Raw genomic sequence first — 23,202 nt, 5'->3', positions numbered from 1 at the left:
CAGAGGCTCAAAACCACATTGATAGCATTGTCGTCGATTTGCGCGATGAATACCTGACGCAATCGAGTATGGCGAAAGAGGCAATTAGTCACGCCTTTGATCGCGCAGCAAAAACGTATGATGCCCATGCGCAATTTCAACGTGACGTTGCCGATTGGCTTATGTCAGAAGTGGCGAGCGATCTCACTGGATTGCATTTTCTCGATCTCGGTTGCGGCACCGGATATGTAGCTCAGCAGTTGATTGAGCGGGGAGCACATGTAACCTGCGTCGACTTATCTCAAGCGATGCTCGATCAGGCAAAAGCAAGGCTTTCCTCAACACAAACACGTTTTGTACAAGCTGATGCAGAGTGTTTACCTTTTGCTGATCATAGCTTTGATGGTGTTGTCAGTAGTTTGGCTTTGCAATGGTGTACCGAGCTTTCGCATCCGCTAAAAGAAATGAAGAGGGTGCTTAAACCAAACCGACAAGCGCTTTTTACCAGTCTAAGTGAAGGGTCATTATACGAGTTGAAACAAGCGTGGGCTGAAATTGACCAACATCAACATGTGAATACTTTTTGTCATACAAATAAGATAAAAATTGCGTTACAGCAAGTTTCTCCATGGGACAACTCATTACACTGTCGTCAATTTGTGATCTGGTACAGCAGTGCATTGAGTCTAATGAAAGACTTAAAAGGTATTGGTGCAACACATGTAGATGGCCGCAGTACAGGGCTAACTTCGCGAGAAACTCTACGTGATGTCGAGCGTTATTATCAGCGATTTGCTCAACCAGATGGTCTCCCTGCAACCTATCAAGTCTGTTTAGGAATTCTTTAATGACACACACGCTATTTATTGCTGGAACGGATACCGATGTCGGCAAAACGGTAGTTTCAAAAGCGATTTTGCAAGCTGCGGATAAAATGGGTATGACAACCATTGGCTACAAGCCTGTCGCTGCGGGTTGTGAGGTTACTCCGGAAGGCAATCGAAACTCAGATGCACTGCATTTGCAAGACGCCGCTAATGTGTCCGTTGCCTATGACAAGGTAAATCCTTACGCGCTTTTAGAGCCTTGTTCGCCACACATAGCGGCAAAGTTGGAAGGCGTTAATATTGATGAGATCGTACTATCGAATCAACTCCAAGAGCTGAAACAGCAAGCCAACTTCGTATTGGTTGAAGGGGCTGGCGGATGGAGAGTGCCAGTATCGGACAGTGAATGCCTGTCTAGTTGGGTTCAACAGCACAACTTACCGGTCATATTGGTGGTAGGTGTTAAATTGGGATGCTTAAGTCATGCGATGTTAACGGCGGAAACCATCGAGCGGGATGGCCTTAATATTGTTGGTTGGGTGGCGAATCGTGTGAACCCAGGTGAGAAACACTACCGCGAAATAATCACTATGCTAGAGCAGAAAATCAATGCTCCCAAGTTGGGGGAGATCCCTTACATGCCGAGCGTCAAAAAGCGTGATTTGAGCAAGCATATCGATTTAACACTGATTCTATAATCAATTTTGTTGACACCAACAATTGAAAAACCACGCAAATGCGTGGTTTTTTGTTAAAGGGTATGTTCTGACTATAGGGTGGTGTTAGTTGTTTTCTTCTAGTCCCATAAAAGCGGCTTGAACGTCTGCAATTTGCTGTTGTTGAAGCTGAGCACGATCCTCAAGACCCAATTGCGCGGCCGCTTCCTCTTCGCTAATTCCAAGATGGCACATAAGTAAATCGATGGCCATTTGATGGCTTGCATTGGCTTCCATATTATCTCTCCTTGTCGAGAATCTATTGCTCTCTGTCTTGTGACCTGACTTTACCACCCCATACGTGAGGAGCAATAAGACCAAAGTCTAAGCATAGTTAGGCGCACCGTTTATAAGAGTTAGAACGTTCATTTTAGTATCATATTGTAACTAGACCTTGTAACTTCGAAATAGCGCGCCAATATATACACATAAGTAAAATGATTGTGGAGAGATTCAATGAAGCGTATTGCTTTATTTTTGGCGACTAACTTAGCGGTAATGCTAGTGCTAAGCGTCGTATTAAACATTGTTTATGCAGTAACAGATGTTGAGCCAGGCAGTTTATCCGGCTTGTTAGTCTTTGCAGCACTATTTGGATTTGGCGGGTCATTTATTTCGCTAATGATGTCCAAATCGATTGCTCTTCGCTCAGTTCGTGGACAAGTAATCGATAGTCCTCGCAACGAAACAGAACACTGGCTAATCGAAACAGTAAAGCAGCAATCTCAGAAAGTAGGTATTGGCATGCCGACGGTGGCGGTGTATGACTCTCCAGACATTAATGCGTTTGCCACAGGGGCCAAGCGCAACGACTCATTGGTTGCCGTATCAACGGGTCTACTGCGCAATATGTCACGAGATGAAGCCGAAGCTGTACTAGCACACGAGGTCAGTCACATCGCTAACGGTGACATGGTCACGATGACCCTAATGCAAGGGGTCGTAAATACCTTCGTAATATTCTTATCACGTTTTATTGCCAATATCGTGGCAGGCAATCGTGATGAAAATGGTGGCGGCAGCATGATGGTCTACTTCGGCGTCTCTTTTGTCCTAGAAATGGTGTTTGGTATATTGGCCAGTTTCCTAACACGCTGGTACAGCCGTAAACGCGAATTTGCTGCTGATGCGGGTGCTGCTGAACTAGTGGGCAGTCACAAGATGATTGCAGCACTTGAAAAGCTTAAAGTAAGCTACGAGCCGCAACTTGAAGGCTCTATGATGGCGTTCGGCATTAACGGTAAACAGCAAACCTTGAGTGAGTTACTGATGACTCACCCACCGCTAGACAAACGCATAGATGCGTTGCGTAGCCGTCGTAATTTCTAAATTTACGAGTTAACCTATAAATTGGGGCATTTACTGTCGATGTAAATGCCCTTTTTTGCCTCAATTTTCAGATATTTATCATCAATCCACTCATTACCTAACATAACTCTCATTATCTTTAGCATTAACGGTTTCTCTCGTGCTGTGGATTATTTATTCAATGATTTTGTCATTTTTGCGCCGATGAGAGCCTGTCGAAGCCTTAGACAGTGCGGCTTAAAATACCCCTGCATAGTGCGTTGAATCGCCAAGAAATTGCATAAAAAAGTGGTGCTGTTGGCAACAATGTAGTACCCCTAAAGGGTAAAAGGTTTTTTTTTACTAACCAATTGATCCAAAAGCTCTCTTTGATTCGTAGATAACTACAGAAGCAAACACTTAGGATATGAAAATGGACATTTCAACGGTTTCTCAAGTCTACAGTAAGTTGAGTAAGGACAATCTCAACTCACTTTCAGACATCTACCACCAAGAAGTTATTTTTGAGGACTCAGCGCACACTATTAACGGTTGGAGCAATCTACAACGTTACTTTGAGAATCTTTATCTCAACGTGAACAGCTGTGACTTCGAGATACACAGTGAGCATCAGTCTGACGCTTGCGGCTTTTTAGTGTGGACGATGCATTTGTCTCACCCAAAGCTCAAGGGTGGGAAGTCGGTCGCGGTTCAAGGCGTAAGTCACATCAAATTCGCTGAAGGCAAAGTGATCCATCACCGTGACTATTTCGACATGGGAGAGATGCTGTATGAAAACTTACCTGTTCTAGGCAGTGTAATCCGAACCATCAAGCAGAGATTGGGTCAGTAGATGTTTGAGATAAATCATCAGACCGTATTGGTCACCGGAGCGACGTCTGGCATTGGCCAGCAGGTTGCTCAAGATTACGCCAAGAAAGGGTGGAACGTAGTCGCGTGTGGACGCAATCAAGCTAAGCTTGCAGAGCTTGCGCTTAAATTTCCGAACATTGCGACTTTAGCCTTTGATATCACAGATGCAAAAGCGTGCCGAGAAGCTCTCAGCGGATTAGAGCCCTGCCCAACGCTGTGGGTGCTCAATGCGGGTGACTGCGAATATATAGATGACGGTGTCATGGACGCCGCGCTGTTTCGACGCGTTATTACTGTCAATGTCATTGGGTTAAGTAATTGTATTGAAGCCATTCAGGACCAATTTACAGCAGGACATCGATTGGCCATCGTGGGCTCGATTTCGAGTGAACTCGCACTGCCTAGAGCCGAAGCTTATGGGGCATCAAAAGCCGCAGTAAAATATCTCGCTCATACCTTACGCATGGACCTCGCAGCTAAGCAAGTTCATGTGTCGGCCATATTCCCGGGGTTTGTGGAAACACCTCTGACAGATAAAAATAATTTCGCCATGCCAATGATCATCTCAGTTGAGCAGGCATCTAAATCTTTGATTGATGGTTTGAGTAAAGGAAAGAGTAATCTCTACTTCCCGCGACGTTTTACCAGCATTATTAGATTGTTAGGGACGTTGCCATACAGCTGGCAACACGCACTTATTGGGCGTTTATTAAAACAGCCATAAGCGATGCGAGCTTCTCCCAAACACCATCAGACAGAATTGAGGACAATCAGATGAAAATTGCAATAATCGGGACAGGGATTTCAGGGCTAACGAGCGGCTATTATCTTCACAAACAGCATGATGTTACCTTGTTTGAGGCGGGCGATTACATTGGCGGCCATACAGCCACAATCGATTTTGAGTGGCATGATAAGGACTATCGCGTCGATACCGGCTTTATTGTTTACAATGACCGAACTTACCCTCGGTTCATTAAAATGATGAACGAAATAGGCGTAACCGGTACGCCAACTGAAATGAGCTTTAGCATCCGCAACGACAGCAGCGGATTAGAGTATAACGGTCACTCTCTAAGCACCTTGTTTGCGCAAAAACGAAACTGGTTCAATCCTCGGTTTTACAGCTTCATCCGCGAGATACTTGCGTTTAACAAACTGGCTAAAGCGTCAGCACACGATGATACAGTCACATCTGAAACGCTAGGCGATTTTTTGCAGACTCACAAATTTAGTGACTACTTTTGTGATAACTACATACTCCCTATGGGCGCTGCTATCTGGTCTTCAACGTTGGCCGATATGCGAGGATTCCCACTGCGCTTTTTTTTGCAGTTCTTCCTAAACCACGGACTTCTTGATATCAAGAATCGTCCTCAATGGTACGTCGTTGATGGTGGTTCCAAAGCCTATATTGAACCGCTGACTCAAGGTTTTAAAGACCGTATCAGGCTTAACAGTCCTGTTGAGCGTGTAGAAACCGACAGTGCTGGCGTATCAGTGACTTCTAACGGCAAAACAGAGCGTTTTGATCAGGTAATTTTTGCCTGCCATTCTGATCAGGCTTTGGCTATTTTGGGTGAGTCGGCGAGTATCGCTCAGCGAGAAATCCTAGGAGATATGGCGTATCAAGCAAATGAAGTTATATTGCACACCGATACTTCTTTACTACCAAAGCGTCAAGCCGCTTGGGCATCTTGGAATTACTACCTAGATGGACAAAAGGGTCAGGCAGCGCGAAAGCCCGCCCTTACATACGACATGAATATACTTCAGCACATAGAGAGCGAACACACGTTCTGTGTCTCTCTTAATAGCAGCGAACGTATAGATAAAAGCAAAGTCATTAGGACGTTTAGTTACGATCATCCGGTGTTTACGCTTGAGTCTAGAGCTGCACAGCTGCGCAGAGATGAAATTCAAGGGGTGAATGGACTGTGGTTTGCTGGCGCGTATTGGCACAGCGGTTTTCATGAAGATGGCGTACGCAGCGCATTAGATGTTGTTGAAGAGCTTGAGCGTTCTTTACAAACCACCGATGCACCTCGAGGCGTTGCTTGATAGCAGGAGATTCTGATGAGTAGTGATGGTAACAGCACATTAATGGTAGGGAGAGTCTCACATAGGCGCTTTACGCCTCAATCTCATCACCTAGATTATCCATTGTTTATGCCTTGTATTGATGTGGATGAACTCGATGACCTAGCCAAGAACGTATGGGGATTTGGGTATCGTTGGTGGCATTGGGCACGATTTAAGCGCTCCGATTATGTCGGCTCTACAGGCGATATAAAACAAGCAGTTCAAAACAAAGTGTATGCGTTGACTGGTGAGAAGATCGACGGAACGGTCAAGATGGTGTGCCACCTTCGATACTTGGGTCTCTACTTCAGTCCAGTCAACTTTTACTACCTCTACGACGAGAGCGGGCAGTGGCGCTATATGTTGGCGGAGGTCAGCAACACGCCGTGGAACGAGCGCCATTACTACGCTGTGAATGCCGATGCTGGGATTGATCACATGAATTGGCAGCAACAGAAAGCCTTTCACGTGTCGCCTTTTAATCCCGTAGACCAACGCTATCGGTGGAAACTCAAGCCGTTAACCAACACTCTCATGGTGCACTTAGAGTGTCATAAGCCAGCGGCCAACCGCGCTGGCGAAGATGAACCGCCATTGAGTACCAGCAAGGTATTTGATGCAACGCTGAAACTCAAAGCAGAACCACTTAATTCAAAAAACTTGGTGTGGCAGTTGATCAAAATGCCTGTTTTAACAGTAAAAGTAGTCATTGGTATTTATTGGCACGCTTTCAAGCTGTGGAGAAAAGGGGTTCCTTTATACACCCACCCAGCGAAACAAAAATAGCTACAGCCAATTATTAACAAAAACCTGCATGACAATAAAGGGAAGTACTATGTCGTCAATATCCACCCAAACAAAAAGTGCAACACTCAACGAACGTAGCCAACTTGGATCTGTAGAGGTCGGAAGCGTACACGCAGGGATGAGCCGTATGCAGTCCGCTGCAAGACAACTCATGCTGTCAAAAATGGCTTTCCTACAACATGGCAGCATTACGTTGATTGAGCAGTTTATTCAGGGTGAGGGCACACAAACGCAGGTTTTTGGAGACAGTGATCATCCTTTGTCTGTCACCATAGAAGTACATCATCCAGATTTTTATCGTAGAATGCTTACAGGCGGCAGTATTGCTGCTGGTGAAGCTTTCATGGACGGTTGGTGGAGCAGTCCTAACTTGGCTCAAGTCATGGAGTTGATGGCGCTCAACTTAGCGACACTCGATGCGATTAGTCAAAAATCCAGTTGGATCAAGAAATCCGCATACAAAGTTGCCCATTGGCTGAATCGAAATACGCAGGCCAACTCTAAGAAAAATATTCACGCACACTATGACCTAGGCAACGACCTATATGAGCTTTTTTTAGACTCTAAGATGTTATATTCATCAGCTATTTATAAAAGCACACAAGACACACTAGAGCAGGCTCAAGTCAACAAGATGGATCGTCTTTGTCAGCAACTTAACTTGCAACACGGTGAGCACGTGATAGAGATTGGGACTGGTTGGGGCGCTATGGCCATTTATATGGCACAGAACTATGGTTGCCATGTCACAACGACGACCATTTCAAAAGAGCAACTTGCTTATGCCAAACAGCGTGTACACGAGTTGGGTTTAGAAGACCGCATTACCCTTTTAGAGCAGGACTATCGAGATCTTGAAGGGCAATTCGACAAGCTAGTGTCGATTGAGATGATAGAAGCGGTCGGTAAACAGTTTCTAAAATCCTATGTTGAAAAATGTAATCAACTATTGAAACCGGGTGGCAAGATGGCGATTCAAGCGATCACCATTGCGGATCAACGTTATGACCACTACAGCAGCAATGTTGATTTTATCCAAAAATACATCTTCCCTGGTGGTTTTTTACCCTCGACGACGTCTTTATTGGCCTCTACAACAGAATACAGTCAGTTGGTGTTGAGGGATCTGCATGACATTGGCCTCGACTACGCTCAAACGTTAGCAGACTGGGACAAACGGTTTAACTTGTCGATAGAGTCTGTTAAATCGCAAGGCTATGACGAGCGTTTCATCCGGATGTGGCGCTATTACTTAGCGTATTGTGAAGGGGGCTTTCGCGCGAAAAGCATCAGCACCGTTCAACTTACTTTTGATAAAGCGGCCTCGTAGGGGGACTTATGCAACGTTCAGTCATTATTGGCTCCATCTGGTTTCAGCTTTTATGGTTTATGGCCGTGTTGGGACGGGAAACGTTGATATGGCCGCTGCTTATCCTGGTTGTCGCCACGTACCTTTGGAGCTGGCGCAACCGCGTTATCTCTTTTGAGTTAGTCGCCTTATTAGGGTTTGGACTAACGATTGATTTTATCCATGTTCGAGTGGGTGTTTTCCAATTTGAAGCGGCTACCATTATCGGTTTGCCAAGTTGGTTAGTGTTGTTATGGTGTATGTTCGCTTGGTATGCGGTGATGATGAAGCCAGTTATCCAAAAAGTGAAGCCGTTGATAGTCGTCATTTTTGGCGCTGGTGGCGGCACATTAAGTTATATCGCAGGTGCTCGCTTTGGTGCTGTTGAATTGCCTTGGGGTATATGGCATTCATCGATAGCGCTTGTTGCTGCATGGACAGTGTTATCCGCCATTATTGTTACAATTAATCAAATCCAAATGAGATCCGATCGCCAGCGCACTGCGTACAAAGAGAACAATCCTATTTAAACGCAGCAACTCACTATGGCAACTTGTCACCTCACATCCCTTATTCGCTCGATTGCTTTTGCAGTATCTGTTTCTTTGCTGACGTTTGGCGCAAATGTGTCCGTTGCAAGCGATGCAGCCAAACAGCCTGTGAGCGAGCAATGGCAACAGTGGAAAATGGTCGGAGAAGCTGACTTAAATGTACTGTTCTTCGATATTTACACGTCAAGATTGCTTTCTCCTGATGGTCAGTACCAAGTGGGCGATGATGTGACACCTCACCCTATTGCACTTCAAATCCGTTATGAACGTTCGATAAGCAGTGATCAATTGGTCAGCGCAACGGTAAAGCAGTGGCTTCTGCAAGGTGTTGAACCGGCATTGGCGAATCGTTGGGCTAGCCGATTAACGACGCTGTTCCCTGGAGTAAAAGAAGATGACCGCTTGTTGTACGTGACAGATGGACAAAGCGGCGAGTTTTATTTTTCCAGAAAATTTGCGCCATTTACTGCCTTGGGAAAAATAGACTCTGAACAGTTCAATGATGCTTTTCTTGCTATTTGGTTATCACCCAACACGGAATATCCAGACCATCGTTTGGCTTTAATAGGGAAAAAATAGATGACTACTATACGAAAAAAGGGACTTAGTCTGCTTGCTTTAGGATGGTTAATGCTCTTGGTTGGCTGTAGCGCTGACCTCACTGAATACAGAGAAGCCGGTCCGAATTTTGATTTGTTTGAGTACTTCGAAGGCGATACAGCCGCATGGGGTATGATCCAAGAACGAAGCGGAAAGCAGACGCGTCGTTTTGATGTAGCTCTTAAAGGTACTGTCGACGGAGACACCTTAACGCTGGTTGAAGATTTTGTGTTTGATGACGGTGAGATTGATCAGAGAATTTGGGTTATAACAAAACTTCCTAATGGCCGTTACAGTGGTCGAGCTGAAGACATCATTGGCGAGGCAAGTGGCGAAGAGCAAGGAAACGCATTACGTTGGTCTTATGATTTCGAGCTTCCTTATGGAGATTCAACCATCAATGTGTATTTTGACGATTGGCTTTACCGCCAAGACGATAAACACGTGTTCAATTTGACCTCGATAAGAAAGTTTGGCATTGAAGTGGCGACTCTAACGTTATTTTTTCAAAAGCAGTAACCAGAGATTGCCAGGCGAGCGTATAAGAGCGCAGAGAGGCTAGTGTGCACGGTTAAAGCAAACACAAACTCCTTCATTGGCCTTTTACCTTAGACTAGCCGTTGCAGCCTTGTAATTCGGCTAAATGGGATTTTACTAGCGTGTTTCGGATAGCTTTCTCAATAGGTCTGCATTGACCATCTCCAAAGCGCTTAGTGCTGTAGCAGGATCAATATTGTTGCTTTCCAAAAGATAAATAAGGTCAACCGCAAGTTGCACATCTTTAGGTGCGGATTGCAAAGGGTGGTTATTCGCTTTCACGCCATCTTCGGTGTTTTCATCGCTCATGTTTGTCGTCTCGTGCGTAGTTCTGTTGTTCTCGATTCTCTTCTCGTTCTGGCAATTTATTTTTAAGCTGTTCGATAGCTCGTTGGCACCTCATTAGTCGCTGTTCTGTTGCGAGTAGTGCGGATTCGGCATGAGGGGCACGGCCAAAACGGTGAAACTCTTGCCGTTTCGTTGAAACCAATGTGGTAAGGCGCGCCTCCCAAACTTTGAGCTGATGGAGCTCGTCATATAAGGTCGTGGTCGGCTTAGCTTGGTAAAGGGCTACTGGATTGTGAAGAAGCTTTATTACTGCGCTCAATTGGTTCTCAACGATCTCGCCTAAGTATTCAACTTCTTCAATCTGTTGCAATTCTACGCAGCGTGATAGCTCAGCAATATTATGCTCTATCTCGCTAAAATACGGGGTGAGGACGCGGTGGCTGTGGTTAAACACCCAGTCATCAAAGGCCATTTTCGAACGTGGAGGGTTATTTTGATCAAACGTCTGCGCTTGGATTTTCAGTGACTGAGATAACGCTGACAGTTTGTTGACCATGACATTGCTCATTATCGACCTTTATGACAAAAGTGTTCTCGGTTTGCGCATGCAACAAGCGCATATTCGCAGCTTAAATAAACCAAGCTTCAAACGCCAACTTTATGGCTAATACGCTAACAACAGTGACAAACACGGGGCGAATGAATTTGGCGCCAAACCTGATCGCAGAATGCGCGCCAAAATAAGCGCCAGCCATCAAACAGACTCCCATGGTTAACCCTAAGACCCAGTTTATGTGGCCTAAAATGGCAAAAGTCACCAGTGAGGTGAAGTTACTGGTAAAGTTCATCGCTTTTGCTAGGCCGGACGCAAGTAATATATTAATACGATATAGCGCCATGCTACTGACGGTCCAAAATGCCCCAGTACCTGGTCCCGCGACACCGTCATAGAACCCCAAACTTAATCCCTGTAGCCATTGCTGCTTGGTATGTCGTTTACTCGGCTCCGGTAGCACGTTGGTGTTGGCATCATGTGATTTGTGAAACACGGTGTACATTGCAGCCGCGAGAATGACCAGTGGTAAGAACTTCTCTAATAGCTCAGTAGAAATGAGATCAACAATAAGGGTCCCTACCGTCGCACCAATCAAAGTCGCGATAAACGCACTTTTCCAAAGAGTAGGATCAAACAGCTTTTTCTTATAGTAAGTGATGGCCGCCGTAGAAGAGGCAAACGTTGCCGCGAGTTTGTTAGTGCCTAACGCGATATGGGGAGGTAGCCCCAATGAAAGCAGTGCGGGTACAGTCAGCATACCGCCGCCACCGGCGACTGCGTCAATAAATCCTGCGGCAAATGCCACACAAGCTAAAATGATGAGCGTGGTTGGCTCAATAAATTCCATACTGATCTCTATTTATGAATGGTGCGCTTGAAAGGAGGCAGCGAATCAAGCAGCAACTTTCCATAACGTTTGGTGACAACCCTGCGGTCTAAGATCACAACTCTACCAGAATCTTTTTCTTTACGCAGTAGGCGACCGGCGGCTTGAATCAACTTTTTACTGGCTTCAGGCACTGCAATTTGCATAAATGCATTGCCACCTTTGTCGGTGATGTATTCGGTGTGGGCTTGTTCTACAGGTGAAGTCGGGACGCCAAAGGGTATTTTGGTAATAACGACGTTTTCAAGTAGCGCGCCTGGTAAGTCCAATCCTTCAGAAAAACTCCCTGTTCCAAACAAAATGGAGGTTTTTCCTTGCTTGATCAATTTGCCGTGACGTTTCAAAATCGCGTTTCTTGAGGTTTCTCCCTGCACTTGCAGTGCCCAGCCTAATTTGGTCCAACGTTTTTGGACAGAGTCGGCGACTTTGTTCATTTGCCAGTAGGACGAAAAAAGGATCAGGTTGGCTTTATCGGGCATTATCCAGGTGTCGAGCAATTCTGATAGATGCTCTGTGTAGGCTTCAACTTGTGGCTCGCATGGAAACGAGGGTACTAATAACTCGGCGTTATTTGGATAATCAAAGGGTGATGCTAAGGCCAAATAGCGAACCCCATCTTTCTCGTCCAGCGATACCCCTGCTTCACGAGCAAAATAGTCGAATGAGTTGAGCGCGCGTAATGTGGCCGATACCAACACTGCACCGACACACTGACTCCAAAGCATTCTGTCTAACTGCCAACCGACTTCCAGTGGCGAAACAGAGACCAAAAAGTCATCTTTATCCGCAATGTACTCCAACCAGCGAGCGAGTGGGGCACCTTTATCACGAGGTGGTTCTGCCATGAGCTGCCAAACTTTTGTTAAATTTTCTAAACGGTGAATATAAAAACCTAATTCTGCCATTGCAGGCTCTGCGAGTCGGCTAGAGACTTGACCATCTTTGACTCGCTCGGCGATAAGGTCCGAAATTTTCCCAACCGCATGCAGTGCTTTTTCACTGTGGCCTTTAAGCTCTTTGCTCTCTGCTTGTAGCCAGTCAGGGAGGAGACCATGCTCAAAACGATAGACTCCTTCTTCAAATTCATTGGGGTCAAAACGCTTACTCAGTTGGCTAAGTTGCGGGATAAGTTGCGCAATTTGACTTTGCAGTTCGTTTTTAAATCGACTCGATCGGCTTTCGTCTGTTAACCCAATAATCTTAGGTAGCTGCTTGGTTAACGACTCTAACCAAGACGCGCCTCCTTTTAAAGTGGCTGATGCCGAGGCGTGATCACGACAGACCCTAGGCAGGTGATGAGCCTCGTCAAAGATATAGAAGGTATTGTTAGGTTCCGAAAGTATGATGCCTCCCCCAAGATCTAAATCGGCCATCACCAAGCTGTGGTTGGCGATCAACACGTCCGCTCTATCCAGTTCACTGCGAGCTTTTTGGAACGGGCAGTGGCGATGTGCAGGCAAACTGTTATTACAGCTGTGCTTATCACTCACAATGGAGTTCCACAGTTCATCCCTTATCGGTGACTCTAAGGAGTCTCTTTCGCCGTCCCATTTTCCTTGATTCAATTTATCGTATAGCTGTTGCAAAGTTTCAGTATCACTTTGCTGCGGCTTAAACTCAAACATTGCTAGTTGGCCTTCGTCTGCACCAGAAGCTATTGCGAGCTTTTCTGCGCAGCAATAGCGTTGCCGTCCTTTTACTAATTGAAAACTAAACTCAAAATCGGTGAGTCGTCGATAAAGAGGTAGGTCTTTATTAATCAGCTGCTCTTGCAATGCCACGGTTGCTGTAGAAATGACCAGTTTCCGATTGTTTTGTTTTGCAACAGGAATAGCGGCCATTAAGTACGCCAAAGATTTGCCAATGCCGGTACCTGCCTCACCAACTAAAATGCGGTGATCGTTGTTGTACTGGCCTGCCAGCGTCTTTGCAATCTCGGAAACAAGGTAGTTTTGCGCTCTTCTAGGAATAAAGTGCGGTAACTGATGTTGTAAGTTTTGGTAACTTTTGCGAATAGATTGTTGGATGTTTGGATTAAGCATTAGTGTGACCTGCGTTGTGTTAGGGACATGATAACACAGCTGAAGCCCCCATAAATAAAGGGCTGCAGAGAAGGTAAATAAATGTTTTTCTGAGCTAAATCACAAAAATATTCACAACTTCAATAATTTTTACTTGTTATTAAACTACGAAATATTATGTGCCTTATCACTTTTTTTTGGCATTTTATGTTGTTTTGGTGTTATTTATTCACCTTGTTTAGTTTATCACTCTCTAATGGGGTGAAAAATGAGCGCTGAAAAAGTGTTCGAAATAGGGGGGCAAAAAGTGTTGTAGATCAACAAAGTGACTGCAAGCTCTTGTTTTTAAAGTCTTTATATTTTTTTGTTGTTATTTTTTTATGCCGTTGACAACCTTGAGCAGATGACGCAATCTTGTTTTCGAATTTTGAAGGCGCTGATGGAACAGTGTGGAACTGCTCAATTAGCTCTCAAGAAAACTAAAAGGGAATGAAATGGAATTCCCAACTCTAAGAAAAAGGCAGTGGATTAAAATGAAAAAGACTCTATTAGCACTTGCAGTTGTAGCTGCAGCTGGTTCTGTTAACGCAGCAGAGCTTATGAACACAGGTAACGTATCTGTAACTACAGATGCTGACTTTGAAGTGAAATTGGTTTTTGACCCGTATGAGGACGATGCCAAAATTGAATACGATGGTGCGGAAATTGGCTTTGCTGCAGAATCAGTAATCAGCGATGACTGGACTGCTTTCTTGAAGTATGGTCTAGAAATGGAATACGATTCAGGTGACGTTGTTTCTACCGATATCGTTGCTGGTTTTAAATTCTACCAGAACCACACTATCGAGTTTGGTCAAACTTCTCACGTACTTGACCTTGGTAACAACCAAAGTAAAGACCTAGGTATTGATTTCGATAACAGTGAACTACCTAATGTAGAAGACATCATTGTGTACATGTACACTGGTGAAGCATTTGGTGCAGGTTTCTCTTACGACCTTAACCGTATTGAAGGTGGTAAAGACGACAACTTTGCATTTTACTTAGACGCTACTTTTGGCGGTCTTTACCTACGTGGTGATGCTGGTGTTGGCTCTGAACTAGGTGTTGACGAAAGAGTTTATGGTGTTAAAGGTACTTACACTGCTGACGTATTCTCTGTAGGTGCTTCATACGCAGCGACTGATACAGATGGTACAGATACACTATCAATCATTGATGCTTGGGTTGGTTTCTCAGCAGGTCTTGACTGGTATCTAGGTACTCAGTATGGTAACCAAGGTGATAACTCTGGTTACAACGTATACTTGAATACTAACTACGCATTGAACGACGTAGTAGGTCTATACGCTGAAGTCGGTTACGCTGGTAACGATATCGCAAACGTTAAAGACGACGGTGCTGGTGGTTCACTCGGTATGACTATGTCATTCTAATCAACCTTTGTAGGTTTGAACTTGTAAAGGGTTGCTTCGGCAACCCTTTTTGTATTAAAAGGATGTGAAATGTTTAAGAAATCGTGTTTTATATTCACCTTAATGGTGGCAACCAACGTATCTGCCGCAGAGCTAGTAATTGATAAGCCAATTTCTGCAATGGCACTTAATGGCGTAGCCTACAGTAATAACACTGTGAATCTTGAACCTGGCAAACATCAATTAGTGGCTCGCTACTCTTATCAATTAGCTGAAAAAGGGAACAAGAAAAAACGAATTCAGTCGGAAGTAAAGGTATTCGAGATTGACGTGTCTAATCAAACAACGATTAACTTATTCGCGCCAAAGTATGCGAGGTACGCACAAGCGAGTCACGCGTTTAATAATGACAAAATAGAATGGAAACTTGAAGATCAAAATGGCGAGCCAGTCGATTATACTGTTAATTTTATCCCAGGTAGGCCTGGTATGCTTCCTTATGGGGATATTGAGCGGGTTGTCGAAGATTACAATAGCAAGAATGATATCATTGTAGACCAGGTTTTGGGGATCATCACTTCGACTTCGACCATGGTTGGTGAAGTTGAAACTTCAGATACAGAAATGCTAAGTGATTTAGACGCTGCCCAAAAGCATTATTTACTATTGAATGAACAAAATAGAAAGGCCTTTAAAAAATGGCTGATCGATATTGAATAACTCTGGCATGGCTCAACGCGATTCGAATGTAAATTAGTGTCAACGATCACGTTAAGTGTGTAAATGAATGTAAACAACCTTACAATTGTGTGACGTAAATCCTATATTTTGTGTGTGATTAAGATGGACACGCAAGATTTCCACCGACATTTTTGGAGTGGACCTTTGTGAGGAATACGTTATGAGAGCACTTACAGTACTTAGCGCTGCACTATTGATGAGTTCTGCAGCATTCGCAGGCGAGATGGAAAGTATTCATACTAACCAAAATGCCATTTTTATGTCCGATGCTGTTGCAACACAAGCTGAAGCTGAAACTCTCGGTGCTGCCTATATTGAAAAATTAAGCGCGACACGAGACATTGATTTGGCGCAAAGCCTACCAACACCACATCGCAAAATTGACCGTCGTAGTATGAGTCTCGATTCTACAGAAATGAACGTTATTTCTGAAGAAGCAGATGATGGAACCACAGAGTATTTTGCACAGGTCGAAATTGGTTATTCCTACACCTATCGCGATGAGAAATAGTGTAGTTTGATTCGAATATGAGAAAGAGCTTGGCTAGTGCCAAGCTCTTTTGTTTTGTGTTTACAAAAACGTTACAATAGTAACGGGAAAACTGTTCAAACGGATTTGAATGAAACTCAATGTAAAGTTCACCGCATTACTTGTCGTCATGATGATTTTCATCGAGGTGACGGTATTTAACTCAGTGCAAAAATTTGCTGAGGAAGTGGTGGCGGACGTCTTGGTCAAATATGGCGAAGCTATAGCCCAGTACGATCAAGAAAAATCGTTTTCTCCTATCATGGAAGAAGCGCGTTTGATGCGCAAATTTGCCAAAGAGCCACAATTACTAAACTGGGTGGCAAACCCAACGGATCCTCAACTATATGCAGCGATCCAACCCCTTTTAGAAACCTATCGCTGGGCCTTTAAAGGCAACAATTTCTATGTGGCGTCTACTGCTAATCTTGGCTACTACTCAAACAATAAAACCAACGATTTCGAAGAGCAGTTATTTCGTTATCAACTTGATGACACCAAAAATACTGATCGATGGTTTTTCCGCTTTGTCGAATCAGAAAAAACTTCACGTATTTTAAGTAGTTATGACGAGAACTTGCACATCAATCGTTTATGGATTGATCATCAATTAAAAGATGAAAATGGCGAGGTAATAGGCGTTGTCGGTACTGGAATGGAGTTTAGCCGTGGCTTAGAGCCGCTGCTTGGTGGTCGTCACGAAGGCATCGATACCATTTTTATTGATGCTGATGAAATCATTCAGATTTACCGTAAACGTGACCCCTATTTTGAAGACGACATCATCACCGGCCAGTATCAACTGTTACCTATCGAAGACTACATCATGAATGATGTGGAATATGCGAAGTTAAAGAGAGAGCTCATATCGGCTCAAGACTCATCAAAAACCGTCAGCACCATCATAACTCAAAACAATAAACGTTATCTCTACGTAATAGACCATATAGAGTTGCTCGATTGGTACGAGTTAACGGTAATCGATATGGAGGTCATATTTCCAAGTAGTAAGTTTACCTCGCTGTATGTGGTACTTGGAGGGATCATCATCCTGCTTGTAGTTATTGTAAACTTGATGCTGCAGCGTTGGGTGACCAGCCCCATTACCGAGTTGGAAGAAAAAACCTGGATCATTACTCAGCCCAATACGGATTTCTCTAAGGTAGTGTTTTCACGCAAGCCAGGTGATGAAATCGGCGCGTTGATGGATAATTTCGAAAATATGGCAAAAGCACTTAAAGTCAGCCGCGCTGAACTTGAAGAAAAAGTGCAACAGCGTACAGAAGCACTGGATAGGCTAGCCAATGTCGATTCACTCACTGAACTGCTCAACAGACGTGGTATGGAGCGTCAACTTGGCCAAGAAATCAATCATATTCGCCGAGATAGGCATCGAGTTGGACTTCTGTGTATTGATGTCGATAACTTCAAAGAAATCAATGACACATTGGGACATGATAAAGGTGATCAGGCATTAGTGTCGGTCGCAAATTGCATCAACACCATGATCAGAGACTACGACAGCGCGAGTCGATGGGGTGGTGATGAGTTTTTGGTGTTAATCCGTTTAGACAAAGATATCGATCTTGAAGATGTCGCACAGCGTTTGCGACGTACCGCCCGCCAAATTGAAGTCTCGTCCGAAGATAAAGTGGTCTCGATGTTAATGAGTGTATCGATTGGTGGCACCGAGCTTGACCATACTAGTGTTTTGAAAGAGGCTTTAAGCCGAGCTGATTCAGCGTTATACAGCGCTAAACATGCAGGGCGAAACTGTGTTAAATTATGGGAAGATTTGGAACCTCAGCGTAGTAATGGGAATCACGCATAATGAAAAATATAGACCTTTGGTACGTGGTCAGTGAACTCGCTGGTCTCGTAAAAAGTGGTGGTCTTGCCGACGTTGCAAAAGCGCTTCCTAAGGCATTACAAGAGCAAGGTAAAGAGGTCGCCATAGCGCTTCCTGCTTACGCAAAAATTACAGAGCAACATGAAAGTGACGTTGTTCTTTCTACACAACTCACTCACTGGCCTCATACGCCATATCAAGTTAGGCATATGCTATTCGATGGGGTGAGCGTTTATCTGATTGAAAACGATCACTATTTCAATCGCCCTGAAATGTACGCAGAGAATAATCAGGCTTACCCTGATAACGCGGAACGTTTCAGCTTTTTTAGCTCGGCAAGCCTAGATTGTCTAAGTAAACTTGAGCTAAAGCCAGCCATCGTACATGCTAATGATTGGCATACTGGACTGGTCCCGCTATTGTTAAAAGTGCGCTATCAGCACGATGCTTTTTATCAGTCCATGCGTTCTGTAATCACTATTCATAACGCAGTCTTTCAAGGCAATTTTGCGCAAACTGAACTCTCTTCCATCCAAGAGTTGGTGAACCTTCATGACGATAGAATACGTGTTGGTCACGATGGGATTAGTATGCTTAAAGCGTCTATTCACTATGCAGATAAGATCAATGCGGTGAGCCCTAATTACGCTGAAGAGCTGAAAACTCAACTAGGGTCTCATGGCTTGTGTAACGACTTTTTGTCTCGAAGTGAGGATTTAAGCGGTATTGTGAATGGGTGTGATTACAGCGAATGGGATCCTCAAACAGACGCCTATCTGCCTCAAACTTACAAGCCAACTAAAGCTAGTTTAAAAGCGGGTAAAAAGGCTTCTAAGCGAGCACTGCAACAGAAATTAGGCCTTCCAGAGTCCAATGCACCGATGTTTGGTATGGTGTGCCGTTTGACGTATCAAAAAGGTTTTCACTACATTATTCCCATTCTAGAGCAATTTTTGTTATTGGATGTACAACTGGTTATCGTCGGTACTGGCGATCCGGAAATTGCGACAGACTTGGAGTGGCACGCTAATTTGCATCAAGATAAGTTTAAGTTTGTCGAAGCATACGATAACGAATACGCGCACTTGGTTGAAGCAGGCTCAGACTTCTTTTTGATGCCTTCTGAGTTCGAAGCGTGTGGACTAAATCAGATATATAGTATGGCTTATGGAACCTTACCGGTGGTCCGTGGGGTTGGTGGACTAAAAGACACCGTTAAAGATATTGACCAAGATAGCGACAATGCAACGGGTGTTGTATTTGATGCACCAGAATCAAGTGCGCTTCTGATTGCGTTGCAGCGCGCCATCTTGTTCTACCTGCAAGATCCAAAAAGGTACAGCGATGTGCAACTGCGGGGCATGAAGTCGGACTTTGGTTGGCATATTGCAGCTAAAGAGTACGACACCATGTATCAAGCAGCAATGCAAAAATCGCGGTAATCAAAAGCTCTGTAATTTGAGTGCCCGTTGTTACAACGTCTCTTACTCTTAAATTGAGGCTTGCCCAATAGACAATGCCGAAGCTGTATCAGCTTCGGCGTTTTTATGAGCAAAACTTAATCTTTAAGAGTGTGAATGAATAAACGTGATCGAAGCTCGATTAAACTGTTTAGGTTTTTCGACATTGCACACATGGCCACATTCAGCCAGTTCGAGTAGAGCGCTATGTTGATGCTTTGCTACCATCTCTTTGACTGGCGCAATAAACATATAATCAAGCTCGCCCATTAAGTAAAGCGTCGGGATAGAGAGCTCATTTTCTTTAAAATACCGCATCATAGGGTTTACGTCAGCAGCCAGCTTAAACCATCGTTTGAACTCTTTTTGGCATAGCTTTCTCGCTTCCCTAACGAACAGGTGGCGACTTTCTATTTGCCCTCGCTGTGGCATGACAATATAAGCAAAAAGCTTATACAGCCACATATAGGGCAGTACGTTTTTACTTAAGTCGCCTAGTTTAACTAAAAATTGAGATTTACCGTTTAAACGGGTTATCGCGCCCCCCAATACCATGGTTTTAACGCGTTCTGGCTCAAGCTCAGCGATGCTTCGAATGATGATGGTGCCCAACGAAATACCAACAAAGTGAGCTTGGGTAATGTTGAGATGATTAAGAACTTCAATAACGTCTTGAGAGACCATTTTGAAGGTGTAGTGACTTGTAACGAACGCTTTCGTTGATGATTGTGAGCGGCCATGTCCACGCAAGTCTATAAGAACGCAGTTAAAATGTTGCTTATATTCTTTAAGCTGTTTAAACCATATCGAAGAACTGCCACCCGCACCATGTACAAACACGACCCACTCTTGACTGGTCGGGTGTGAATAGATTTTGTGATAAAGCATATTTCTTCTAATACCTAATGAGTTTATTTCTCATTATATCGTAGTAAAGGACCAAAAGGATCACTGTCTAACTATTGCTACCACATTGAACGTTTGTCTTTAATGGGCTGTAGAGCACTGCCAGCAAGCACCAAACTGCGGTTCATTCTCCTCACCGCAGTGTTCACAGCGCCAACTGGGCTGTGAGGTGTCGTTGGCTTGATTAACAAACTCTTGCACTATTTTTTCTGCTTGATGCTGCTGAGTAATGTCCAATAACCAGACATAAGGGTCGCTGTCATCGGTTAATGGCAGTTCACCCTTGAGCGAGAAAAGTGCATCGCCGCGAACTTCAACTTGAATACGTTGAGAGCGAAGAAGCTCACTTAATAGATGCGCTTCGGTAGGGTTGGCGGCGCTGTAGAGTTTCATGAGTGTTTTTCATCCAAATTTGGACGCACTTTTTGCATGATCCATTTGGCGATAATCGGGAACAGGCCCAGCAATACAAACGACCCAATTACGGTTGGTGACGCAATCCCAGACAACGAATCAATCTCGGCCAGCTGAGTACCTGCATTCAAATACACCATGGTGCCAGGCAGCATGCCTAATTGGCTGACTAAATAGAATCGAGACACTTTAAGTGGTGTAAGACCCATTAATAAATTGATTAGGAAAAACGGAAACACTGGGATCAATCGCAGCGAAAATAGATAGAAGCTACCGTCTTTTTCAATGCCCTCATTAATAGAGCCTAGCTTGTCACCAAACTTGCTTTGTACCCAGTCTCGTAGCAAGTAGCGGCTGCTAATAAATGCGATGGTAGCACCGATGGTACTGGCAAACGACACCAACACCAAGCTTGTCCAAAAGCCAAATAGGGCGGCGCCTAGCAGTGTGACGACAGCGGCGCCCGGAATCGAGAATGCAGTGACTGCTACATAGACTGCGAAATAGATTGCAGCAGATTGAACAAAGTTATCTGCAATAGTTTGTTTTAACGCTTCGTGTTGTTGCTTAGCGTTTTCTAACGTGAATAGGTCACCAAATGAATAACCTAGTCCAATAATGACTAAAACAAAGATTAGGCCAAGAAATAGTTTTTTGTTCATCTTACAGCTCCATGACGATGCGTCTTCCATAGTAGACAGAGGCACTATGTGGAAAATTTCATGGAAATACAAACTTTTTGTATTGCTTGGCTTTTTAATTGAGGTTTATCTAAGCGCTCGTCAAAGAACCCGACACTCTCTCTAATAATTGTTTGCGTCGTTCATGGCTAATGAGTGACCAATGCATGCCTTTAATCGCACCTTCAAGTGCCCATAGCAATTGAGTCTTTGGCTCGACGTCGTGGCTTATACGGATTGCATTATACGCGTCACTGGCGCCTACATTTTGCAACTGTTCAACTGAGACAATGCCCGCTTTTTTCAGCATACGCTCTGTGGCTAGACGCATGTTGGGTAAATCCTTAAGCCGTTTCTTTTTTTGAACCGAGGCGAGTTTGTCGTTTTTAGCGTGCTGGAGAGACACTCTCGCCAAAGACAAAACCTGGTCGATATCCTCACAGGTAGCTTTAGGCACTAAATAATAGCTAGTGGTGACTGGGAACCCTTTTTTCTGATAACAATAAGGAACCATACCTAATGATAGGTAATTAGGGAGTAGTGCGGTATTACTGCGAAGCGCAATACCATTGTCGACCAAAACGGCGAACATAACGTCGTCGACAAATAGGCCAAATCCACCGAACATTGAGCGCGCTTTTAGCGTGTCACCAAGAGGGGAGAGTACGTTTAAGGCTTGGGTTAACTGCTTTCTATCCATGTCTTATTTTTCCGTAGGCATGATGGTACTAATGCGTTACTGAGAATAAGTGATGAACATGAAACTATTGTTAGGGCTGCGTCAATTCGCGCAAACAAAAAGACCAGCACAGGGTGCTGGTCTTTAAATTGGGAGGGGTGACGTTACTTTAAGTTGCGCACACTCTGACGTTCTACAATCTCAGGGTGCATTTCAAAGATTTGTTTTTCGTGCTCTTTATCTTTAATGCGCTCAAGCAAAATTTCAAACGCTGTTTTGCCTACACGACGCTTTGGTTGGTGCACAGTAGTAAGCGGCGGGCTAAAGTAGCCTGCAAGATCAATATTGTCGTAACCTATTACGGATACATCTTGAGGTACGTTTAATCCTCGCTGTTCAAGGCGACTGATTAACCCAAGTGCCATGATGTCGTTGAAGCAGAATACCGCACTCGGGCGTTTTTCTAAGTTTACGATGCGATCTGCAATCTCAACCGCAGTGTCGGCTTCAAAGTTACCTTCAAAAATCCATTCAGGATTCAGTGTTAAGCCTGATTCTTCCATGGCACGGCGACAGCCAGCGACACGTTCAATACATGCTGACTTTTCGGCTTGTCCTGTTAGACAAGCAATGTCCGTATGACCGTTTTTGATAAGGAATTTACCTGCAAGGTAACCGCCTTCTTCCGAGTTATCGATAATTTTATCTGCTCGAGAGCTTTCAGGACCCCAGTCCATGATCACTTTAGGAATATCACTATGTGCATCCAGCATTTCACGCAGTTCTTCTGTTAAATCAGAGCACATAACAAGCATGCCATCGACGCGTTTCTCTGCAAGCATTCGAATGTAATCGCGTTGCTTTTCGTATATTCCGCCTGTGTTACACAAGATGAGCGTGTAACCTTGGCGGTAACAATAGCTCTCTACTCCATCAACCACTTCCGCAAAAAACGGATTGGTCGACTGGGTAACCAGCATGCCAATGGTTCGTGTTGAATTACACTTAAGACTACGGGCTACGGCAGAAGGAGCGTAATTGAGCTCTTTAACGGCTTCCATAACTCGTTGTTGGGTGCTTTCGGCTACAAATCGAGTTTTGTTAATCACATGCGAAACAGTGGTGGTGGATACGCCCGCCAGTTTTGCGACGTCTTTGATTGTTGCCATAG

26 protein-coding genes are annotated in these 23,202 nt (G+C 44.3%); 16 read left to right on the top strand and 10 right to left on the bottom strand.

All coding sequences use genetic code 11. The features are described from left to right. The first annotated feature begins 68 nt into the window (after window positions 1–68). Together bioC and bioD are read left to right on the top strand one after the other, a co-directional pair. A complete protein-coding gene (bioC, locus tag JQC93_RS07210) occupies window positions 69–827 on the top strand; it encodes a malonyl-ACP O-methyltransferase BioC (protein WP_205158035.1) in 759 nt (252 codons plus the stop codon). Further along, window positions 827–1,504 carry a dethiobiotin synthase gene (bioD, locus tag JQC93_RS07205; protein ID WP_205157786.1) on the top strand — a complete coding sequence of 226 codons (678 nt, stop codon included), beginning with the start codon at window positions 827–829 and terminating at the stop codon, window positions 1,502–1,504. The genes bioC and bioD overlap by 1 nt, the downstream gene beginning before the upstream one ends. Before the next feature lie 84 nt (window positions 1,505–1,588). Here the strand turns inward: bioD and JQC93_RS07200 are convergent, their stop codons facing one another. Beyond that, entirely contained in the window at window positions 1,589–1,759 is a 171-nt protein-coding gene (locus JQC93_RS07200; RefSeq protein ID WP_205157785.1) for a hypothetical protein, read from the bottom strand. A 219-nt stretch (window positions 1,760–1,978) separates the two neighbouring features. Between JQC93_RS07200 and htpX the strand changes: the two genes are divergently transcribed. The 9 genes from htpX to JQC93_RS07155 all read left to right on the top strand — a co-directional run bounded on the left by htpX (window position 1,979) and on the right by JQC93_RS07155 (window position 9,589). Continuing rightward, on the top strand, window positions 1,979–2,851 hold the full coding sequence (gene htpX / locus JQC93_RS07195; RefSeq protein WP_205157784.1) for a protease HtpX: 873 nt from the start codon (window positions 1,979–1,981) through the stop codon (window positions 2,849–2,851). A 391-nt stretch (window positions 2,852–3,242) separates the two neighbouring features. Beyond that, window positions 3,243–3,662 (top strand): nuclear transport factor 2 family protein, encoded by a 420-nt coding sequence (locus JQC93_RS07190; protein ID WP_205157783.1) that lies wholly within the window; start codon window positions 3,243–3,245, stop codon window positions 3,660–3,662. Continuing rightward, window positions 3,663–4,406, top strand: coding sequence for an SDR family NAD(P)-dependent oxidoreductase (locus tag JQC93_RS07185; RefSeq protein WP_205157782.1), 744 nt, complete (start codon window positions 3,663–3,665; stop codon window positions 4,404–4,406). 50 nt (window positions 4,407–4,456) lie between these two features. Continuing rightward, entirely contained in the window at window positions 4,457–5,743 is a 1,287-nt protein-coding gene (locus tag JQC93_RS07180) for an NAD(P)/FAD-dependent oxidoreductase (RefSeq protein ID WP_205157781.1), read from the top strand. Between the two features lie 15 nt (window positions 5,744–5,758). Then, window positions 5,759–6,550: a DUF1365 domain-containing protein gene (locus tag JQC93_RS07175; protein WP_205157780.1), complete on the top strand. Its 792-nt coding sequence runs from the start codon at window positions 5,759–5,761 to the stop codon at window positions 6,548–6,550. Window positions 6,551–6,689: 139 nt separating this feature from the next. Further along, window positions 6,690–7,901, top strand: a complete 1,212-nt coding sequence (locus tag JQC93_RS07170; RefSeq protein ID WP_205158034.1) for an SAM-dependent methyltransferase — start codon at window positions 6,690–6,692, stop codon at window positions 7,899–7,901. 8 nt (window positions 7,902–7,909) lie between these two features. After that, entirely contained in the window at window positions 7,910–8,449 is a 540-nt protein-coding gene (locus tag JQC93_RS07165; RefSeq protein WP_205157779.1) for a DUF2878 domain-containing protein, read from the top strand. Window positions 8,450–8,464: 15 nt separating this feature from the next. Next, window positions 8,465–9,049, top strand: a complete 585-nt coding sequence (locus JQC93_RS07160; protein WP_236009388.1) for a chalcone isomerase family protein — start codon at window positions 8,465–8,467, stop codon at window positions 9,047–9,049. Further along, a complete protein-coding gene (locus JQC93_RS07155; protein WP_205157778.1) occupies window positions 9,050–9,589 on the top strand; it encodes a DUF3833 domain-containing protein in 540 nt (179 codons plus the stop codon). It abuts the gene before it with no gap. Between the two features lie 135 nt (window positions 9,590–9,724). Here the strand turns inward: JQC93_RS07155 and rsmS are convergent, their stop codons facing one another. From rsmS to dinG, 4 genes are all read right to left on the bottom strand, one after another. Next, window positions 9,725–9,916: a pleiotropic regulatory protein RsmS gene (gene rsmS / locus JQC93_RS07150; protein ID WP_205157777.1), complete on the bottom strand. Its 192-nt coding sequence runs from the start codon at window positions 9,914–9,916 to the stop codon at window positions 9,725–9,727. Next, window positions 9,906–10,463, bottom strand: a complete 558-nt coding sequence (gene priC / locus JQC93_RS07145; protein WP_205157776.1) for a primosomal replication protein PriC — start codon at window positions 10,461–10,463, stop codon at window positions 9,906–9,908. Before priC ends, rsmS begins: the two co-directional genes overlap by 11 nt. 61 nt (window positions 10,464–10,524) lie before the next feature. Next, window positions 10,525–11,298 (bottom strand): sulfite exporter TauE/SafE family protein, encoded by a 774-nt coding sequence (locus JQC93_RS07140; protein WP_205157775.1) that lies wholly within the window; start codon window positions 11,296–11,298, stop codon window positions 10,525–10,527. A gap of 8 nt (window positions 11,299–11,306) precedes the next feature. Continuing rightward, on the bottom strand, window positions 11,307–13,379 hold the full coding sequence (dinG, locus tag JQC93_RS07135) for an ATP-dependent DNA helicase DinG (protein ID WP_205157774.1): 2,073 nt from the start codon (window positions 13,377–13,379) through the stop codon (window positions 11,307–11,309). A gap of 512 nt (window positions 13,380–13,891) precedes the next feature. Between dinG and JQC93_RS07130 the strand changes: the two genes are divergently transcribed. The 5 genes from JQC93_RS07130 (at window position 13,892) to glgA (ending at window position 19,334) form a co-directional block, all read left to right on the top strand. Next, a complete protein-coding gene (locus JQC93_RS07130; protein ID WP_205157773.1) occupies window positions 13,892–14,794 on the top strand; it encodes a porin in 903 nt (300 codons plus the stop codon). Window positions 14,795–14,863: 69 nt separating this feature from the next. Continuing rightward, window positions 14,864–15,493: a DUF2057 family protein gene (locus JQC93_RS07125; protein ID WP_205157772.1), complete on the top strand. Its 630-nt coding sequence runs from the start codon at window positions 14,864–14,866 to the stop codon at window positions 15,491–15,493. 181 nt (window positions 15,494–15,674) lie between these two features. Then, window positions 15,675–16,025, top strand: coding sequence for a DUF3316 domain-containing protein (locus JQC93_RS07120; protein ID WP_205157771.1), 351 nt, complete (start codon window positions 15,675–15,677; stop codon window positions 16,023–16,025). A 109-nt stretch (window positions 16,026–16,134) separates the two neighbouring features. After that, window positions 16,135–17,874, top strand: a complete 1,740-nt coding sequence (locus JQC93_RS07115) for a GGDEF domain-containing protein (RefSeq protein WP_205157770.1) — start codon at window positions 16,135–16,137, stop codon at window positions 17,872–17,874. Further along, window positions 17,874–19,334 carry a glycogen synthase GlgA gene (glgA, locus tag JQC93_RS07110; RefSeq protein WP_205157769.1) on the top strand — a complete coding sequence of 487 codons (1,461 nt, stop codon included), beginning with the start codon at window positions 17,874–17,876 and terminating at the stop codon, window positions 19,332–19,334. Before JQC93_RS07115 ends, glgA begins: the two co-directional genes overlap by 1 nt. Before the next feature lie 123 nt (window positions 19,335–19,457). Here the strand turns inward: glgA and JQC93_RS07105 are convergent, their stop codons facing one another. From JQC93_RS07105 to purR, 5 genes are all read right to left on the bottom strand, one after another. Then, window positions 19,458–20,240 carry an alpha/beta fold hydrolase gene (locus tag JQC93_RS07105; protein ID WP_236009387.1) on the bottom strand — a complete coding sequence of 261 codons (783 nt, stop codon included), beginning with the start codon at window positions 20,238–20,240 and terminating at the stop codon, window positions 19,458–19,460. Window positions 20,241–20,339: 99 nt separating this feature from the next. Beyond that, window positions 20,340–20,651 carry a DUF2007 domain-containing protein gene (locus JQC93_RS07100; protein ID WP_205157768.1) on the bottom strand — a complete coding sequence of 104 codons (312 nt, stop codon included), beginning with the start codon at window positions 20,649–20,651 and terminating at the stop codon, window positions 20,340–20,342. Continuing rightward, complete coding sequence (locus JQC93_RS07095) at window positions 20,648–21,334, bottom strand: TVP38/TMEM64 family protein (RefSeq protein ID WP_205157767.1); 687 nt, start codon at window positions 21,332–21,334, stop codon at window positions 20,648–20,650. The genes JQC93_RS07100 and JQC93_RS07095 overlap by 4 nt, the downstream gene beginning before the upstream one ends. A 109-nt stretch (window positions 21,335–21,443) precedes the next feature. Beyond that, the gene (locus tag JQC93_RS07090; protein WP_205157766.1) at window positions 21,444–22,052 is read right to left on the bottom strand and encodes a TfoX/Sxy family DNA transformation protein; all 609 of its coding nucleotides are present in this window, start codon (window positions 22,050–22,052) and stop codon (window positions 21,444–21,446) included. A 143-nt stretch (window positions 22,053–22,195) separates the two neighbouring features. Next, window positions 22,196–23,200, bottom strand: a complete 1,005-nt coding sequence (purR, locus tag JQC93_RS07085) for an HTH-type transcriptional repressor PurR (RefSeq protein ID WP_205157765.1) — start codon at window positions 23,198–23,200, stop codon at window positions 22,196–22,198. Between the last annotated feature and the right edge of the window lie 2 nt (window positions 23,201–23,202).

The sequence above is a fragment of the Vibrio ulleungensis genome, from assembly GCF_016900875.1.
Classification (GTDB): Bacteria; Pseudomonadota; Gammaproteobacteria; order Enterobacterales; family Vibrionaceae; genus Vibrio; species Vibrio ulleungensis.
This window is presented reverse-complemented; position numbering and strand designations above follow the sequence as displayed.

What these genes read in the sequence shown, in the direction of transcription:
- bioC (WP_205158035.1), top strand. Translation starts at nt 69, where the DNA reads ATGGCGAAAGAGGCAATTAGTCACGCCTTTGATCGCGCAGCAAAAACG.
- bioD (WP_205157786.1), top strand. Translation starts at nt 827, where the DNA reads ATGACACACACGCTATTTATTGCTGGAACGGATACCGATGTCGGCAAA.
- JQC93_RS07200 (WP_205157785.1), bottom strand. Translation starts at nt 1,759, where the DNA reads ATGGAAGCCAATGCAAGCCATCAAATGGCCATCGATTTACTTATGTGC.
- htpX (WP_205157784.1), top strand. Translation starts at nt 1,979, where the DNA reads ATGAAGCGTATTGCTTTATTTTTGGCGACTAACTTAGCGGTAATGCTA.
- JQC93_RS07190 (WP_205157783.1), top strand. Translation starts at nt 3,243, where the DNA reads ATGGACATTTCAACGGTTTCTCAAGTCTACAGTAAGTTGAGTAAGGAC.
- JQC93_RS07185 (WP_205157782.1), top strand. Translation starts at nt 3,663, where the DNA reads ATGTTTGAGATAAATCATCAGACCGTATTGGTCACCGGAGCGACGTCT.
- JQC93_RS07180 (WP_205157781.1), top strand. Translation starts at nt 4,457, where the DNA reads ATGAAAATTGCAATAATCGGGACAGGGATTTCAGGGCTAACGAGCGGC.
- JQC93_RS07175 (WP_205157780.1), top strand. Translation starts at nt 5,759, where the DNA reads ATGAGTAGTGATGGTAACAGCACATTAATGGTAGGGAGAGTCTCACAT.
- JQC93_RS07170 (WP_205158034.1), top strand. Translation starts at nt 6,690, where the DNA reads ATGAGCCGTATGCAGTCCGCTGCAAGACAACTCATGCTGTCAAAAATG.
- JQC93_RS07165 (WP_205157779.1), top strand. Translation starts at nt 7,910, where the DNA reads ATGCAACGTTCAGTCATTATTGGCTCCATCTGGTTTCAGCTTTTATGG.
- JQC93_RS07160 (WP_236009388.1), top strand. Translation starts at nt 8,465, where the DNA reads ATGGCAACTTGTCACCTCACATCCCTTATTCGCTCGATTGCTTTTGCA.
- JQC93_RS07155 (WP_205157778.1), top strand. Translation starts at nt 9,050, where the DNA reads ATGACTACTATACGAAAAAAGGGACTTAGTCTGCTTGCTTTAGGATGG.
- rsmS (WP_205157777.1), bottom strand. Translation starts at nt 9,916, where the DNA reads ATGAGCGATGAAAACACCGAAGATGGCGTGAAAGCGAATAACCACCCT.
- priC (WP_205157776.1), bottom strand. Translation starts at nt 10,463, where the DNA reads ATGAGCAATGTCATGGTCAACAAACTGTCAGCGTTATCTCAGTCACTG.
- JQC93_RS07140 (WP_205157775.1), bottom strand. Translation starts at nt 11,298, where the DNA reads ATGGAATTTATTGAGCCAACCACGCTCATCATTTTAGCTTGTGTGGCA.
- dinG (WP_205157774.1), bottom strand. Translation starts at nt 13,379, where the DNA reads ATGCTTAATCCAAACATCCAACAATCTATTCGCAAAAGTTACCAAAAC.
- JQC93_RS07130 (WP_205157773.1), top strand. Translation starts at nt 13,892, where the DNA reads ATGAAAAAGACTCTATTAGCACTTGCAGTTGTAGCTGCAGCTGGTTCT.
- JQC93_RS07125 (WP_205157772.1), top strand. Translation starts at nt 14,864, where the DNA reads ATGTTTAAGAAATCGTGTTTTATATTCACCTTAATGGTGGCAACCAAC.
- JQC93_RS07120 (WP_205157771.1), top strand. Translation starts at nt 15,675, where the DNA reads ATGAGAGCACTTACAGTACTTAGCGCTGCACTATTGATGAGTTCTGCA.
- JQC93_RS07115 (WP_205157770.1), top strand. Translation starts at nt 16,135, where the DNA reads ATGAAACTCAATGTAAAGTTCACCGCATTACTTGTCGTCATGATGATT.
- glgA (WP_205157769.1), top strand. Translation starts at nt 17,874, where the DNA reads ATGAAAAATATAGACCTTTGGTACGTGGTCAGTGAACTCGCTGGTCTC.
- JQC93_RS07105 (WP_236009387.1), bottom strand. Translation starts at nt 20,240, where the DNA reads ATGCTTTATCACAAAATCTATTCACACCCGACCAGTCAAGAGTGGGTC.
- JQC93_RS07100 (WP_205157768.1), bottom strand. Translation starts at nt 20,651, where the DNA reads ATGAAACTCTACAGCGCCGCCAACCCTACCGAAGCGCATCTATTAAGT.
- JQC93_RS07095 (WP_205157767.1), bottom strand. Translation starts at nt 21,334, where the DNA reads ATGAACAAAAAACTATTTCTTGGCCTAATCTTTGTTTTAGTCATTATT.
- JQC93_RS07090 (WP_205157766.1), bottom strand. Translation starts at nt 22,052, where the DNA reads ATGGATAGAAAGCAGTTAACCCAAGCCTTAAACGTACTCTCCCCTCTT.
- purR (WP_205157765.1), bottom strand. Translation starts at nt 23,200, where the DNA reads ATGGCAACAATCAAAGACGTCGCAAAACTGGCGGGCGTATCCACCACC.